The organism is Nonomuraea mangrovi (assembly GCF_042681425.1).
In the GTDB taxonomy this organism is placed as follows: Bacteria; Actinomycetota; Actinomycetes; order Streptosporangiales; family Streptosporangiaceae; genus Nonomuraea; species Nonomuraea mangrovi.
In genome coordinates, this window is sequence record NZ_JBHUFV010000041.1 from 128,434 (window position 1) to 144,316 (window position 15,883).

Below are 15,883 nucleotides of genomic sequence, written 5' to 3' on the forward strand. Positions count from 1 at the left end.
TATCTTCGCGACGAAATCCCTTGTCCTGATGCTGACGCTCTGTCAGAGTCGCGACAACTCAGCCACCTCACCAGGAGGTCAACGTTGACCACCCGTCTGCAGAACTTCATCAACGGTGAGTTCGTGGACGCCAAGAGCGGCCGATTCTCCGACATCATCGACCCCTGCACCGGAGAGGCCTACGTTCAGGCGCCCGTCTCCGGTCAGGAAGATGTCGACGCGGCTTACGCCGCCGCGGCCGCCGCGTTCGAATCGTGGGGGCAGAAAACGCCGGGCGAGCGCGCCGGGCTGCTGCTGAAGGTCGCTGACGCGATCGACGCGCGGGCCGACGAGATCAACGAGGCCGAGTGCCTCAACACCGGCAAGCCCCGAGCCCGCATGGCCGAGGACGAGACTCCGGTCGCCGCCGACCACTTCCGCTTCTTCGCGGGGGCGGCGCGCACGCTGGAGGGGCCCACGGCCGGCGAGTTCCTCGCCGAGCACACCAGCGTCATCAGGCACGAGCCGATCGGCGTCGTCGGCCAGGTCACGCCCTGGAACTACCCGATGATGATGGCGGTCTGGAAGATCGCTCCCGCGCTCGCCGCGGGCAACACCATCGTGCTCAAGCCGTCGGACACCACACCCGTCTCCACGCTCAAGCTCGCCGAGATCCTCGGCAGCGTGCTTCCTCCCGGCGTCTTCAACGTCGTCACCGGCGACAGGGAGACCGGCGCGCTGGTCGTCGGCCACCCGACGGCGGCCATGGTCGCCATCACCGGTTCGGTCGGCGCCGGCATGGCCGTCGCCAAGACCGCCGCCGAGGACCTCAAGCGCGTGCACCTCGAGCTGGGCGGCAAGGCTCCGGTCGTGGTGTTCGAGGACGTCAAGGACCTCAAGGCGGCCGCCGAGGCGATCGCCACCGCCGGTCTCTACAACGCGGGCCAGGACTGCACCGCGGCCTGCCGCGTGCTGGTCCACGAGAGCGTGCACGACGAGTTCGTCGAGGCGCTCAGCGCGGCCGCGGCGGGCACCGTCACCGGCGACCTGTCCAACGAGGAGGCCCTGTACGGCCCGCTCAACAACGAGAACCAGCTGGCCAAGGTCTCCGGGTTCTTCGAGCGGCTGCCCGCGCACGCCAAGGTCGTCACCGGCGGCCACCGGGTCGGCGACAAGGGCTACTTCTTCGCGCCCACCGTCGTCGACGGCCTCCAGCAGGACGACGAGATGGTGCAGAACGAGGTCTTCGGGCCCGTGATCACCGTCCAGACCTTCAGCGACGAGGCCGACGCCCTGGCCAAGGCCAACGGCGTGCAGTACGGCCTGTCCGGATCGGTGTGGACGTCCGACCACGGCCGCGCCATGCGGATGTCCAACAGGCTCGACTTCGGCGTGGTGTGGGTCAACACCCACATCCCGTTCGTCTCGGAAATGCCGCACGGCGGCTTCAAGCACTCGGGTTACGGCAAGGACCTGTCGGTCTTCGGCCTGCACGACTACACCCGGGTAAAGCACGTCATGCACTACATCGGCGAATAGCAACGACACAAGAGTGGGATAAATCCTGGTATGACCAGCGCTATCGACCTTGATGACGTGATCAAGGAGTACCTCTCGCATGGCGAGGTCGTCCAGGCTGTGAAGGGCGTCTCGCTCTCCATCGCCGAGGGGGAGTTCTTCTCCCTCCTCGGCCCCTCGGGGTGCGGCAAGACGACCACCATGCGGATGATCGCCGGCTTCGAGGCGCCGACGCGCGGTACGGTCAAGCTCCACGGCCAGGACGTCACCAACGTGCCGCCGAACAAGCGCGACGTGAACATGGTGTTCCAGTCCTACGCCCTTTTCCCGCACATGAACGTGTGGGACAACGTGGCCTTCGGGCTCAAGCAGAAGAAGACCCCCGACGCGGAGATCAAGCGCCGCGTCGGGGAGATCCTGGAGATCGTCGACCTGACCGGTCGCGAGAAGCGCAGGCCGCGCGAGATGTCCGGCGGTCAGCAGCAGCGGGTGGCCCTGGCCAGGGCCCTGGTCAACAACCCGAGGGCGCTGCTGCTCGACGAGCCGCTGGGCGCGCTCGACCTGAAGCTGCGCCAGGCCATGCAGATCGAGCTGAAGCGCATCCAGCGCGAGGTGGGCATCACGTTCGTCTACGTGACCCACGACCAGAGCGAGGCGCTCACCATGAGCGACCGCATCGCCGTCATGAACGACGGCCTGGTCGAGCAGCTCGCGAGGCCGCGCGAGATCTACGAGCAGCCCGCCACCGCATTCGTCGCGGGCTTCATCGGCACATCCAACCTGTTGACCGGCGCCCTCACCGCGGGCGTCCTGAAGGTCGCGGGAGGGCGCGTGCTGGTCCCGGGAGGGCAGGACGGCGATGTCACGGTGACCGTCCGCCCCGAGAAGATCACGATCGACGTCGACGAGCCCACAGGCAGCGTCAGTGCCGTTCGTGGCACCGTCTCGGAGGTCGTCTACCTGGGCACCTACAACAGCTATGCCGTACAGCTGGCCGACGGCGCAGAGGTGACCGTCTTCCAGCAGAACGCGCATGACGCGTCGACCACGGCCGAACGTGGCGACGCCGTCTGGCTCTCGTGGAAGCCGCAGCACTCATACGCGATTGGAAGTTGATATCCGTCTCATGGACGTTCGCACGAACCCCGCCTTCCTGCGCGGCATGACCACCAGTCGCCGCGACGCACTCAAACTGGCCGGCATGTCGGCCGCCGCGCTGGCCCTCGCGGCCTGCGGTGTCGAAGGGAAGAAGACCGCCGCAACACCGAAGCAGGACGCCATCGCCGACTTCTGGTCCGGCAAGAAGCAGAACGGCGTGCTGCGCTTCGCCAACTGGCCTCTCTACATCGACAAGGACGGTAAGAACTACCCGTCCCTGCAGATGTTCGAGAAGGACAAGGGCATCAAGGTCACCTACAACGAGGCCATCCAGGACAACGGCACGTGGTTCGGTAAGATCCAGCCCCAGCTGGCCGCCAACACCGACATCGGCTTCGACCTGATGGTCATGACCAACGGCAACCAGCTCGCCAAGGCCATCAACCTCGGCTACCTGGCCCCGCTGGACCACTCCAAGCTTCCCAACTTCGCCGCCAACGCGGCGCAGAAGGTGAAGAACCCGCGCTGGGACCCGAACAACACCTACACGATCCCGTGGACGGTGGGCGTCACGGGCATCGCCTACAACCCGAAGTACGTCGACGAGGTCACGAGCATGAACGACCTCTGGAACCCGAAGTACAAGGGCAAGGTCGGCATGATGCTCGACTCCCAGGAGATCGCCAACTTCGGGATGTTCGCGCTCGGCATCGACCCGGACCAGTCGAAGGAGGCCGACTGGCGCAAGGCCGCGGCCAAGCTCCAGGAGCAGCGCGACCAGGGTCTCGTGCGCAAGTACTACGAGAACGACTACATCGACGCGCTCGTCCGCGGCGACATCTGGATCACGATGGCCTGGTCGGGCGATGTGTTCCAGCAGGTCGCCGAGGGCAAGGACCTGAAGTTCGTGGTGCCTCAGGAGGGTGCCACCATCTGGACCGACAACATGTGCATCCCGAAGACCGCGCAGAACCCGGTCGACGCGCTCACGCTGATGGACTACGTCTACCAGCCCAAGATCGCCGCGATGCTCGTCGAGTACATCAACTACATCACTCCGGTGCCCGCCACCAAGGACATCGTGCTCGCCGACGCGGCCAAGGCCACGGGCGAGGACAAGGCGGCGCTCGAGCAGGTCGCGAAGAGCCCGCTGATCTACCCGACCGAGGCGGATCTGGCCAAGATGCGGTCCTACCTGCTGCTGGACAGCAAGACGGACCAGCTCTTCGAGAGCATCTTCCAGCCCATCACGCAGGGCTAGCGCGATGAAGCGCCTCACCCCCTACCTGCTGATCCTGCCGGGTGGGCTGTGGCTTGCGATCTTCCTGGTGGTGCCGATGGTCTTCATGGCCTCGGTGTCCACCCAGGAGGGTAACGTGGTCGACGGGTTCACCCAGACCTTCCACTTCGCCACCTACACCGACAGCCTCGTGCAGTACAAGACGCAGTTCCTGCGCTCGGTCGGCTACGGCCTGGCGGGTACGGTGATCTCGATCGCCCTGGCCTATCCCATCGCCTACTGGATCGCCTTCAAGGGCGGAGCGAGGAAGTCCACCTACCTGCTCCTGGTCCTGCTGCCGTTCTTCGTCTCGTTCGTGCTGCGGACGGTGTCGTGGAAGTTCCTGCTGGCCGACGAGGGCATCGTGCTGCAGCCGTTGAAGGCCATGGGTGTGGTGTCCGAGGACTTCCACGTGCTGCAGACCACGGTCGCGGTCGTCGGCGGGCTGGTCTACAACTACCTGCCGTTCATGATCCTTCCGATCTATGTGGCCCTGGAGCGGGTTGACCCGAGGGTCGTCGAGGCCGCCCAGGACCTCTACGCCACGCGGAGGGAGGCGTTCCGCAAGATCGTGCTGCCGCTGTCGCTGCCGGGCGTGTTCGCGGGCGTGCTGATGACCTTCGTGCCGATGACGGCCGACTACGTGAACGCGGGCATCCTCGGCGGCCCGGAGAACACGATGATCGGCAACATCATCCAGACCCAGTACCTGGTCAACAACAACTATCCGACGGCCTCGGCCCTGTCGTTCACGCTGATGGCGGCCATGCTCGTGGGCATCTTCGCCTACGCCAAGGCGCTGGGCACCGAGAACGTGCTGGAGGCGGCGGCCCGATGAGATCACGCGCACTCGCCGACCGGCTGCTGTTCATCTACGTCTGGGTGATCATCGCCTGGCTGTTCCTGCCGATCGCCGTCATGATCGCATTCGGCTTCAACGACACGCAGAGCAAGTCGAACGTCTCCTGGCAGGGCTTCACGCTCAAGTGGTGGGGACGGCTCGACGAGTATCCCGACCTCACCCAGGCGGTGATCAACTCTCTGCAGCTCGCGGTGCTGTCCGTCCTGATCACCACGGTGCTCGGCACCCTGATGGGTCTCGCGCTGGGCCGCTACCGGTTCAAGGGGCAGGGCGCGACGAACCTGGTCATGTTCGCCGCGATCTCCTCGCCCGAGCTGGTCATGGGCGCGGCGCTGCTGTCGCTGTTCGTCAGCAACGGCGTGGAGATGGGCTTCACGACGGCCCTCATCGCCCACGTGCTGTTCTCGGTGTCGTTCGTGGCGATCACGGTCAGGGCCCGCGTGGTCGGGCTCGACCCGTCCATCGAGGAGGCGGCGAGGGACCTGGGCGCCTCGCCGTGGATCACGTTCTGGCGGATCACGTTCCCGATGATCCTGCCCGGCGTGATCGCGGGCGCGCTGCTCGCCTTCGCGCTGTCCATCGACGACTTCGTCATCACCCAGTTCACCAGCGGCGCCATGCAGACGTTCCCGCTGTGGATCTGGGGGGCCACCCGCATCGGTGTCCCGCCACAGGTGAATATCCTGGGAACGCTCATCTTCGCGGTGGGCGTCGCGATCGCCGTCGTCAACTCGGTGACCGCGCGCCGTCGCACCTAGAAAGCGACCGTGATCCCCCGCCACGGCGGGGGTTTTCGGCATAATGCGCCTCAGGCGGTGGGGGATCGTCCCCCGCTCGTCCTGCTGGACAGGGCCCGTGGCCCGAGGTTCGTCGCGGGCTCAGGTAGGGGTGCGGGTGTACGGCCATGCGGTCCGACACCGGCACCGGGCGAGACCTTGGCAAGGAACAGGGAGGCGAGATCGGATTCAGGCGGGGGGAACCCGCGCGCGATCAACTGACTGATCGGGCAATCAATTCATTGCAGTAGTAACACTCACGTAGGGATGTGAGATTTGTGGATCCGCTGAAGGCTCTTGCTGATGCGGAGCGCAAGCCGTACTGGCTGGACACCCCGGCCAGGCCCGAGTCGCTGAAGCGGCTCATCGGCAACACGAAGGCCGACCTGGTCGTGGTCGGCGGTGGCTTTTCCGGGCTCTGGACCGCCCTGATGGCCAAGGAAAGGGACCCCGCGCAGGACGTCGTCCTGCTGGAGGGCCGCAGGATCGGCTGGGCGGCCAGCGGCCGCAACGGCGGCTTCTGCATGGCGACGCTGACGCACGGGCTGCCCAACGGCCTCGACAGGTGGCCGCAGGACATCGATCGCCTCGAGCGCATGGGCGTCGAGAACCTCGACGAGATCGAGCAGACGCTCGCCCGCTACGGCGTCGACTGCTCGTTCGAACGCACAGGAGAGCTGCACGTCGCCACCGAGCCATGGCAGCTCGACGACCTGTCCGAGCACCTCGACCTCATCCAGGACCTCGGGCTCGACTACGTTCCGATGGACCAGCAGCAGGTCAGGGCCGAGGTCAACTCGCCCACCTACCTCGGTGGTCTGTGGGAGCGCAGCGGCTGCGCGATGGTCGACCCCGCGAGGCTGGCGTGGGGCCTGCGCGAGGCCTGCCTCAAGGTCGGCGTTCGCATCTACGAGCGCAGCCCTGTCAGGTCGCTGGCAGACAACGGCGTCACGATCGAGCTGCGCACGCCGTACGGCACGGCGAAGGCGGGCAAGGTCGCGCTCGGCACGGGCGTCTTCCCTCCCCTGCTGAAGCGGCTCAAGCACTTCCTCGTGCCGGTCTACGACTACGCCCTGATGACCGAGCCGATGTCGGAGGCCCAGCTCGCCTCCGTCGGATGGCGCAACAGGCAGGGCGTCGGCGACTCGGCCAACCAGTTCCACTACTACCGGCTCACCGACGACAACCGCATCCTGTGGGGCGGCTACGACGCCGTCTACTACAACGGCGGGCAGCTCAAGCCGGAGTACGAGCAGCGAGACGAGACCTTCGTCAAGCTGGCAGGGCACTTCTACGACACCTTCCCCCAGCTGTCGGGGCTGCGCTTCACCCACCGGTGGGGCGGCGTCATCGACACCTGCAGCCGCTTCAGCGCCTTCTACGGTCAGGCGCACGGCGGCCGTCTCGCCTACGCGGTCGGATACACCGGCATGGGCGTCGGGGCGACCAGGTTCGGCGCGAACGTGATGCTCGACCTGCTGTCGGGGGAGCGCACCGAGCGGACCGAGCTGGCGATGGTGCGCGAGAAGCCGGTCCCGTTCCCTCCCGAGCCCGTGCGGTCGGGGGTGATCCAGTTCACCCGGTGGTCGATCGCCCAGGCGGATCTGCACCAGGGACGCCGCAACCTGTGGCTGCGGACCCTCGACAGGATGGGCCTCGGCTTCGACTCCTGACCTCGAAGTGATCCCAGAAAACCCCGAAGTCCGGCGGGTCGGGTCCCGTCGGCTTCGGCCGGGGTTCTTCGGGGCGGCCTGTACGGTGTTCGCTTCTTCGGGAAACCCCGGCCGGAGTCCGGCGGCGGCCGGGTGCGGGCCGGTCCCCGATCGGGCGAGACTGAACGCATGAGAGTCGAGTTCGAGGTTGACGGGATCACGCTCGTCGGCGACGTGCGCATCCCCGAGGGCGAGGGGCCGCATCCCGCCCTCGTCTTCACTGGCCCCTTCACCGGCGTCCGCGACCAGGTGACCGGCCTGTACGCGGAGCGGCTCACCGCCCACGGGTACGTCACGCTGGCCTTCGACCACCGCAACTGGGGCGAGTCGGGCGGCCGGCCCCGGCAGCACGAGGACTGGCAGGGCAAGCTGGCCGACCTCAGGGCCGCCGTGTCGCTGCTGAGGAGCAGGCCGGAGGTCGACCCCGAGCGGATCGGCGCGGTCGGCATCTGCCTCGGCGGCGGATACGCGCTCAGGTTCGCCGCGTTCGACCCCAGAGTGAAGGCGTTCGCCGGTATCGCGGGCGCCTACAACAACCCCTACGGCAGGCACTTCGAGGCCGTCCTGCCCGGGCTCACACAGGTGCTCGAACGGCAGGACCAGGGCGGCCCTGTGGAGTACCTGCCCGCCGTGGCCGAGGACGGCGACGCGGCCATGCCGGGCGAGGAGCCGTACGCCTACTACGGCGGCACCGCCTCGCCGCACTGGAGGAACAGGGTGAGTGTGGCCAGCATCCGCGAGCTGGTCACCATGGACAACATGATGGGCGCCGACTTCCTCTCTCCGCGCCCCGGCCTGGTCGTGCACGGCGTCGTCGACCGGTTCTGCTCGCCGGAGGGGGCCGAGGAGGCCTACAAGCGGATGGGGCAGCCCAAGCGGCTCGTGTGGCTGGACGCCAGGCGGCACGTCGACCTCTACGACGCCGAGCCGTACGTCACCCAGGCGGTCGAGGCGACCGCGGAGTTCATGAACGAGCACCTCGACACTGGTGTCACGCGATGATCTAGCGGGAAAGGGTCGGATACTCCCCCGTGTTCGGTGCGGGGGTGGGGAGATGCGCGCGGCGCTGCCGGTCTTGCTGCTGGTCGCGGGCTGTGCCTCGGCGCAGGTGCCCGTGGCACGGCTGGCGCCGATGAAGCTGGCACAGCCCGGCCCGTGCATGGAGACCTACAAGGACAGGAAGGCCGCCGACGCCGCCCGGGGCGCGCTCAGGACCGACGTCAGGCGCTTCCTCGCGCGGCAGCCGGGCCGGGTCGTGTTCATGGCCCACGACCTGCTCACGGGCATCAGGTTCGGCTACGGCGAGCACCAGCACGACATGATCACCGCGAGTGGCGCCAAGGTCGACATCCTCACCGCGCTGCTGTCCCGCAGGCACCGCCTCTCCCCGGAGGAGAGCGAGCTGGCCGAGCGCATGATCACGGAGAGCGACAACAACGCCGCGGACGCGCTGTGGTGGCGGGTCGGCGGCGGTGGCGGCCTGAGCGGGCTCTACGGCCGCCTCGGGCTGCGCGAGACGACGCCGGGGCCGAGCAAGTACTGGGGCGGCACGAACACCAGCCCCGCCGACCGGCTCAAACTCATGGAGGCGCTCGTGCGCGGCGGCCCCGGGCTGCGGCAGAGCGACAGGACGCAGGTGCTGCGGCTCATGGAACGGGTGCAGCACGACCAGGCGTGGGGGATCAGCGCCGCGGCCAGGCCCGGCGACAAGGTGGCGCTCAAGAACGGCTGGACGCCCAGGCCCTTCGTCCACAACACCTGGGCGGTGACCAGCTACGGCCGGGTTCACGGGCCCGGCAGGGACCTGCTGCTGGCCGTGCAGACGGATCAGCAGCCCAGCCACGGCAGCGGGATCGTGGCGATCGAGGGGGTGGCCAGGCTGATGGGGGAGCGGCTCGGCGCGCTGGACCCCGCGCGGGTGCGGCGCTGCCTGAAGGAGCCGCAGTGGCTGCGCGGCCCTAGACGGTCCTGACGAAGGCGCCTGCCTCCCCGATGGCGGCCATGCCCTCCCTGGCCAGGTCGGCGAAGACCTGGAAGGCGTGCACCTGGCCGTGCCAGATCTGCAGGCGGCACGGCACGCCCGCCCGGTCCAGCGCCGCGGCCATCAGTTCGGCGTCGGAGCGAAGCACCTCTCTCGACCCGGCCTGGATGAGGACGGGCGGCAGCACCGACAGGTCGGCGTGCGCGGGCCCCCAGAGCGGGTCGGTCGGCAGGATGCCGGGCCACAGCAGGCCGCCGAGCGCGGGCAGCCGCGACACCGGCAGGTAGGGGTCCTTGCCCGGCCTGGCCGCGTGGTCCAGATCGATGAACGGCGACAGCGCCACGATCCCGGCGGGACGCGGCAGCCCCTCGGCGACGGCGCGCAGCGGGGTGAGGAAGCCGAGGTATCCGCCCGCCGAGTCGCCCGCGATCACGATGTCGCCCGCCGCGTGGCCCCTGGCCAGCAGCCACCGGTAGGCCGCCACACAGTCCTCGACCGTGTCGGTGAACGGAACGCCGGGAGGCTTGCGGTAGGCGACCGAGAGCACGGGCGCGCCCGCCGCTCCGGAGAGTCTGGCGACCAGCCGCCTGTGCGTGCGCAGCCCGCACAGCACGAAGCCGCCGCCGTGGAAGTAGAGGATCACCCGGCCGGCACGCCGGCCGGTGCGGTGGTCCACGCCCTTCGCCGTGACCCACTCCGCCGCGCAGCCGAGCCCCCGCACCCTCGCGGTCCTGGTGCCGCGGGGCGGCCTGAGCACCACGGCCATCAGGTCGATGACCGCGGCGAACCGCATCAGCCCGAACGGCGTCCAGGCCAGCAGCGGATAGACGAACAGGCGGGCAAGCAACGGCACCAGCCGCGAGCCCAGGCTGCCGCCGGGACGCTCTTCGACGACCATGTACCGATGATGTGACATAAAATGTGGTTTTGTCGCGTTGTTCTTTGGCAGACCGCACGGCGGCCGCTCCGAGCGGTATCTACCCCGGTCGAAGCCCACCACGGCGGTGTGCCTCGCAGGGGGTTCTCCGTCATGACCTGGACGGAGACCACTCATGCAGTCCTACCTGAACGTGCTCGCCACGCCCGGCGCCTGGCGGTTCCTGGCACCCGCGCTCGTCGCGCGCCTGCCGTACGCGATGATGCAGATCGGCATCCTGCTGCTGGTGCAGTGGTCCACCGGCTCGTACGGCGCGGCGGGTGTGGCCTCGGCCGCCGCCGCGATCTCGCAGGCCGTCGTGGGACCCCAGACCGGCCGCCTCGCCGACAGGTACGGCCAGCCGCGCGTGCTGCTTCCCCAGGTCACGGTGCACGCCCTCGCCCTCGGCACGCTCCTGGCGCTGGCCGCCTCGCACGCCTCCGCGCCGCTGCTGGTGCTCACCGCCGGGCTCGCGGGCGCCTCAGTTCCGCAGGTCGGCGCCATGGTGCGGGCGCGCTGGTCGTATCTGCTCGGCGGCTCGGGCAGGCTGGGCACCGCCTTCGCCGTCGAGTCGATCACCGACGAGCTGACGTTCACGCTCGCGCCCGTCCTGCTCGTGCTGCTGTCCACCGGCTTCACGCCCGTCGTGGCACTGCTGGTCGCGCTCGTGCTCATCCTCGCGGGGACCGTGGTCTTCGCCACCGTCCGGATCGGCGCGCCCGAGCCGATGCCGGTCAAGGTGCGCTCGACGAGGGGCGTCCTGCGGCTGCGCGGCGTCGCGGTGCTCGCGCTCGGCTTCCTCGCGATGGGGTCGGTCTTCGGCAGCATGCAGGTGGGCATCACCTCCTTCACCGCCCAGCTGGGCGTTCCCGCCGTCGCGGGTCCCGTCTACGCCGCCTTCTCCGGCGCCAGCGTCGTCGGCGGCCTGCTGTACGGCGCCGTCCGCTGGCGCGTCTCCGCCGCCACCCGCCTGGCCTGGGGGCTCGGCCTGCTGGCCGCGGCGACCAGCGCGCTGATGTTCGCCGGCACCGTCCCCCTCCTTTTCGGCGCGGCTGCACTGGCGGGGCTGGTGATCGCGCCGGTCATCATCACCGGCTACACCCTCATCGAAGGGCTGACACCCGCCGAGGTGCGGACCGAGGCGTTCACCTGGCTGACGGGCGCGATCGGCCTCGGGCTCGCGACGGGGGCGTCGGTCGCCGGCCAGCTCGTCGACCGCTTCGGCCCGACGCTCGCCTTCGTGGTGCCCCCACTCATGACGGGCCTGGTCACGCTGCTCATCCTGCTCCGCCTGCCCAGCCTCCGCCCCGAGCCCGAGCCCGTGACGGCGGGCGCCGGGCCGATGACCGCCCAAGGCGTCACGCGCGGGTGAGGACGTCCTCGGGGATGACCTTGGGAACGCCGCGCAGCGCCCGGAAGGCGGCCAGCGCCAGCACGGCCAGCAGGACGCTCGTGGCGAGCGCGGTGAACTGGAGCGCCTCGACGAAGGCGAGCTTGGCGGCCGCGATGACAGAGGGCGGCACCCGGTCGGCCACGCTGAGCGCGCCGCCGAGGCTGTCGGCCACCTGGGGCGGCAGTCCCGCGGGCACCTCAAGGCCATCGCGGTAGGCGCCGGCCAGGAGGCTGCCGAGCACCGCGATGCCGAGCGAGCCGCCCAGCTCGAACGCGGTCTCGGACAGCGCGGCCGCGGCCCCCGCCCGCTCCTTGGGCACCGCGGCCAGGATCGTGTCGTTGGTGACGGCGAACGTGAACCCGACGCCGAGCCCGCCGATCACCATCCCGACGAGCAGGTAGCCGAAGGTCGTGGCGGCGTCCGCCTGGCTGTAGACGGCGAAGGAGGCGGCCGAGAACAGCAGGCCGAGCGAGACGACGGCGTTGCGGCCCCACAGCATGACCAGCTTGGCGGCCAGCGCGCCGCCGACCGCGCCCGCCAGGCCGCCGGGCAGGGAGGCGAGGCCGGCCTGCAGCGGCGTCCAGCCGAGCACGAACTGCATGTACTGCGCGAAGATCAGGTTGAGCGCGATCATGCCGAAGATCGCGAACAGATTGGCGCCCACCGCGCCCGAGAACGCCCGATGGCGGAAGAGCCGCAGGTCCACCAGCGGTACGGCCAGCCGGGTCTGCCGCCATCCGAACAGGCCGAGCGCCACGACGGCCACCGCCGAGGAGAGGGCGACATCGGCGGCGAAACCGTCGATGACCCAGCTCTTGAGCGTGTAGACGGCCGCCACCACACCCAGGATCGACAGCACCACGCTGACCAGGTCGATCGCCGTGGACGCGGGGTTGCGCGACTCGGGCAGCACGAGGATGCCGCCGACCAGCACCAGCGCCATGACAGGCAGGTTGATCAGGAAGACCGAACCCCACCAGAACGACGTCAGCAGCAGTCCGCCGACGATCGGGCCGAGCGCGAAGCCCGCCGCGCCCATGCCGCCCCAGATGCCGACGGCCATGGTCCGCTCGGCCGGGTCGGTGAACACGTTGCGGATGATCGACAGCGTGGACGGCATGATCGTGGCGCCCGCGACGCCGAGCAGCGCCCTGGCCGCGATCAGCAGCTCGGCGTTCGGCGCGTAGGCGGTGACGGCCGAGGCGAGGCCGAACGCGACCGATCCGATCAGCAGCAGCTTCTTGCGGCCGATCCTGTCGCCGAGATTGCCCATGGTGATCAGCAGTCCGGCCAGCGCGAAGCCGTACATGTCGCCGATCCACAACTGCTCGGTGACGGTCGGGTTCAGGTCGGTGGTCAGCTTGGGCAGCGCCAGGTGCAGGACGGTCAGGTCGATGGCCAGCAGCAGCTGGGCCAGGCAGGCGATGGCGAGGCTTCCCCATTTGACGTTCATGGCGGCAGCCTCGCCGCGGACGCTGACCGCTCACTCACCGAGCGCTGACAGCGCTCCCTCCGCGATGGCGGCCAGTGGCAGGTTGGTGTCGCTGACGGCGGTCAGGACCTCGGTGTACCGGCGGCGGGCGGTGTCGTGATCGCCCAGGGCAGCCGCCACCTCGCCCACGCCCAGCATGATGCGCATCCTGGTCTCCTCGGCGCTGTACCAGGTGGCGGGGCACTCCTGCAGCGCCTGCTCCATCAGCTCCTTGGCCTCCCGCAGGTCGCCGCGGATCCTGGCCACCGTGGCGAGCCCCAGATGCGCGCGTGCCAGGGTCTCGCGCGCGCCGGTGCGCGTCGCCAGCTCCACCACGCGCAGGTACTGCCATTCGGCCTCCCCGAGGTCGCCCAGGTGGACGACGGCGTCGGCCTTGCGGCAGCCGTAGTCGGCCAGGTCCTCGACGGCCCCCAGCTCCATGGCGAGTGACTCGGCCTGTGCGGAGAGCTCGACGGAGGCCGCGTAGTCACCGTCCTGGTAGGCCAGGTCGGCCATTCCCGACAGCGCCAGCGTGCTGCCCCACCGCTCCCCGAGCGCGCGGAAGGCCGCCAGGCAGTCCTCGAAGTGCGCCCATGCCTGCTCCGGCCTGCCGCGGCTCTGCTGGATGTAGGCGAGCCCCGCGTGGCTCAGCCCCCTCATCCACGGCGACAGCGTCTCGATGGCCTCGGCCGTCATGCTCGCGACCATGTCGTAGTCGTCGGGCGGGCCGTGGAACATCGGCACCATCACGTTCAGGAACTCCCACCTGAACGGCGTGTCCCCGGCGTAGCGCAGCGGCCCGATATCCACCTTGCCGTAGTCGGCCCAGGCGGCGACCAGCGCGCACATGGCGTACTCCTCGGAGGAGTCGGCCTCGACCCCGCCCAGCACCTCGGCGGCCATGGCCGCGCTCTCGGCCCTCCTGCCCCTCAACCACCAGTAGCAGCCGAGGCTGCTCACCAGTGTGAGCGCGGTGCCGGTGTCGCCGTCGAAGGCCGACCAGCGCAGCGCGGCGTGGAGGTCGTCGCGCTCCTCGTCCAGCAGCGCCAGCCACTCCAGCTGCTCGGCCCTGCGCAGGTGCGGGTCGGCCGCGACGGCCAGGTCGAGGTAGTAGGCGGCGTGGGCCCTCCTGAGCGCCTCGACCTCACCCGCCTCCGCCAGCCGCTCCACGCAGAACGCCCTGATCGTCTCCAGCATGCGGTAGCGCCCGTCGACCACCTCCACCAGGGACTTCTCCACCAGCGAGGTCAGCAACTCCTCGGGCAGCGCGCACACCCGCTCGGCCGCCTCCAGCGTCGCGCCGCCGACGAACACCGTCAGCCGCCTGGCCATCGCCTGCTCGTCGGCGTCGAGCAGGTCCCAGCTCCACGCGACGACCGCGCGCAGCGTCTGGTGCCGTGGCAGCGCCGTACGGCTGCCGCGCGCCAGCAGCCTGAACCGGTCGTCGAGCCGCGCTGCGACCTCGGCCACCGGCAGGGATCGCAGCCTGGCCGCGGCCAGCTCGATCGCCAGCGGCAGCCCGTCGAGCGCCCTGCAGATGCGGACGACATGGCCCTCGTCGTCGAGGGTGAACCCGGGCCTGACCGCGGCCGCCCTGTCGGCGAACAGCCGCACCGCCGGATACTCGAGCGCGCCCGGCCCGCCTGGAGGCGGCAGGCGCAGCGGCGAGACCGGGAAGATCGACTCGCCGGTGATGCCGAGAGCCTCGCGGCTGGTGATCATCAGCCGCAGGTGGGGGCAGGCGGCCAGCAGCCTGTCGGCCAGCGCGGCGGCCGCGCCGACCAGGTGCTCGCAGTTGTCGAGGACGAGCAGCAGCCTGCGCTCGGCCAGCGCCGCGACCAGCCTGGCCGTGGCGTCCACGGCGAACGGGTCGGGCGCGTGCAGGGAGTCGCGCAGGCCGAGCGCGCTCACGACAGCCTGCGCCAGGCCCGTCTCGTCGGAGATCGGGGCCAGTTCGACGAAGCACACGTCGCGCGGCGCGACCGCGGCCGCCTCGGCCGCCAGCCTGGTCTTGCCCGCTCCTCCTGGGCCGATGAGCGTGACCAGCCGCGCCTCCTCCAGCAGCGCCTGGACCCGCTCCAGATCCTCGGCGCGGCCCACGAAGCTGGTCAGCTGCGCGCGCAGCCCCTGGCGTGACACCGCCGCGTCGGGCGGGCGGTGCGCGGGGCCGAGCGAGGGGTCGCCGCGCAGCACCGCGAGGTGGGCGGCGGCCAGCTCGCCACCCGGCGTGACGCCGAGCTCGTCGTCGAGGATCCTGCGGCCCTCCTCGTAGGCGGCCAGCGCCTCGGCCTGGCGGCCGCTGCCGTACAGGGCCCGCATCAGCTGGGCGCGCAGGCGCTCGCGCAACGGGTGCGCGGCGACCAGCTCGCGCAGCTCCGCCGCGAGCTCGCGGTGCGCCCCGAGCTCCAGCTCGGCCTGGACCCGGTCCTCGACGGCGGACAGGCGCAGCTCGGCCAGCCTGGCCGCAGCGGCCTCGGCGTACGGCGCGTCGGCCAGCGGGGCGCCCCTCCACAGGCCGAGCGCCTCCTTGAGCACCGTGGCCGCACGCGCGGGGTCCCCCGCGCGCATGGCCTCGCGCCCTTCGGCCGTCAGGAGTTCGAAGCGGTGCGCGTCGACGTCGGCCGCGTCGGCCGCGAGCCGGTAGCCGGCGGGATGGAACTCGATCAGTTCCCTGCCCAGTGCCCTGCGCAGCCTGGAGACCTGGGACTGCAGCGCGTTGGCGGCCGTCTCGGGAGGCTCGGCGCCGTAGAGGCCGTCGATCAGCTGATCCTGGGTGACGATCCGGCCGGCGTCCACGGCCAGCAGCACCAGCAGCGCCCGGACCCTGGGGCCGCCGAGAGCGACCGGCCGCCCTTCCGCGTCGCGCACCCGGGCGGGACCGAGGATCTCGAAGCGCAT

Annotated in this window: 12 protein-coding genes; 9 read left to right on the forward strand and 3 right to left on the reverse strand. The window is 70.1% G+C overall.

The genetic code is table 11. The features are described from left to right. Positions 1–84: 84 nt before the first annotated feature. From ACFSKW_RS27800 to ACFSKW_RS27835, 8 genes are all read left to right on the forward strand, one after another. Entirely contained in the window at positions 85–1,518 is a 1,434-nt protein-coding gene (locus ACFSKW_RS27800) for a gamma-aminobutyraldehyde dehydrogenase (protein WP_379575399.1), read from the forward strand. A gap of 30 nt (positions 1,519–1,548) precedes the next feature. Next, positions 1,549–2,613: an ABC transporter ATP-binding protein gene (locus tag ACFSKW_RS27805; RefSeq protein WP_379575400.1), complete on the forward strand. Its 1,065-nt coding sequence runs from the start codon at positions 1,549–1,551 to the stop codon at positions 2,611–2,613. 10 nt (positions 2,614–2,623) lie between these two features. Then, positions 2,624–3,856 carry an ABC transporter substrate-binding protein gene (locus ACFSKW_RS27810; RefSeq protein WP_379575401.1) on the forward strand — a complete coding sequence of 411 codons (1,233 nt, stop codon included), beginning with the start codon at positions 2,624–2,626 and terminating at the stop codon, positions 3,854–3,856. Positions 3,857–3,860: 4 nt separating this feature from the next. Then, positions 3,861–4,712 carry an ABC transporter permease gene (locus ACFSKW_RS27815; RefSeq protein ID WP_379575402.1) on the forward strand — a complete coding sequence of 284 codons (852 nt, stop codon included), beginning with the start codon at positions 3,861–3,863 and terminating at the stop codon, positions 4,710–4,712. Continuing rightward, positions 4,709–5,494: an ABC transporter permease gene (locus tag ACFSKW_RS27820; protein WP_379575403.1), complete on the forward strand. Its 786-nt coding sequence runs from the start codon at positions 4,709–4,711 to the stop codon at positions 5,492–5,494. Before ACFSKW_RS27815 ends, ACFSKW_RS27820 begins: the two co-directional genes overlap by 4 nt. A 296-nt stretch (positions 5,495–5,790) precedes the next feature. Continuing rightward, positions 5,791–7,185: an NAD(P)/FAD-dependent oxidoreductase gene (locus ACFSKW_RS27825; protein WP_379575444.1), complete on the forward strand. Its 1,395-nt coding sequence runs from the start codon at positions 5,791–5,793 to the stop codon at positions 7,183–7,185. Between the two features lie 168 nt (positions 7,186–7,353). Continuing rightward, a complete protein-coding gene (locus tag ACFSKW_RS27830) occupies positions 7,354–8,226 on the forward strand; it encodes an alpha/beta hydrolase (protein ID WP_379575404.1) in 873 nt (290 codons plus the stop codon). Positions 8,227–8,278: 52 nt separating this feature from the next. Continuing rightward, complete coding sequence (locus ACFSKW_RS27835; RefSeq protein ID WP_379575405.1) at positions 8,279–9,196, forward strand: serine hydrolase; 918 nt, start codon at positions 8,279–8,281, stop codon at positions 9,194–9,196. Here ACFSKW_RS27835 and ACFSKW_RS27840 read toward each other — a convergent pair. Next, a complete protein-coding gene (locus tag ACFSKW_RS27840) occupies positions 9,183–10,103 on the reverse strand; it encodes an alpha/beta hydrolase (RefSeq protein WP_379575406.1) in 921 nt (306 codons plus the stop codon). The genes ACFSKW_RS27835 and ACFSKW_RS27840 overlap by 14 nt on opposite strands. Before the next feature lie 154 nt (positions 10,104–10,257). Here ACFSKW_RS27840 and ACFSKW_RS27845 point away from each other — a divergent pair, with 154 nt between their 5' ends. Continuing rightward, positions 10,258–11,493, forward strand: a complete 1,236-nt coding sequence (locus tag ACFSKW_RS27845; RefSeq protein WP_379575407.1) for an MFS transporter — start codon at positions 10,258–10,260, stop codon at positions 11,491–11,493. Here the strand turns inward: ACFSKW_RS27845 and ACFSKW_RS27850 are convergent. Together ACFSKW_RS27850 and ACFSKW_RS27855 are read right to left on the reverse strand one after the other, a co-directional pair. Next, positions 11,480–12,967, reverse strand: coding sequence for an MFS transporter (locus ACFSKW_RS27850; protein ID WP_379575408.1), 1,488 nt, complete (start codon positions 12,965–12,967; stop codon positions 11,480–11,482). The genes ACFSKW_RS27845 and ACFSKW_RS27850 overlap by 14 nt on opposite strands. Before the next feature lie 30 nt (positions 12,968–12,997). Further along, positions 12,998–15,883 carry an AfsR/SARP family transcriptional regulator gene (locus tag ACFSKW_RS27855; RefSeq protein WP_379575409.1) on the reverse strand — a complete coding sequence of 962 codons (2,886 nt, stop codon included), beginning with the start codon at positions 15,881–15,883 and terminating at the stop codon, positions 12,998–13,000.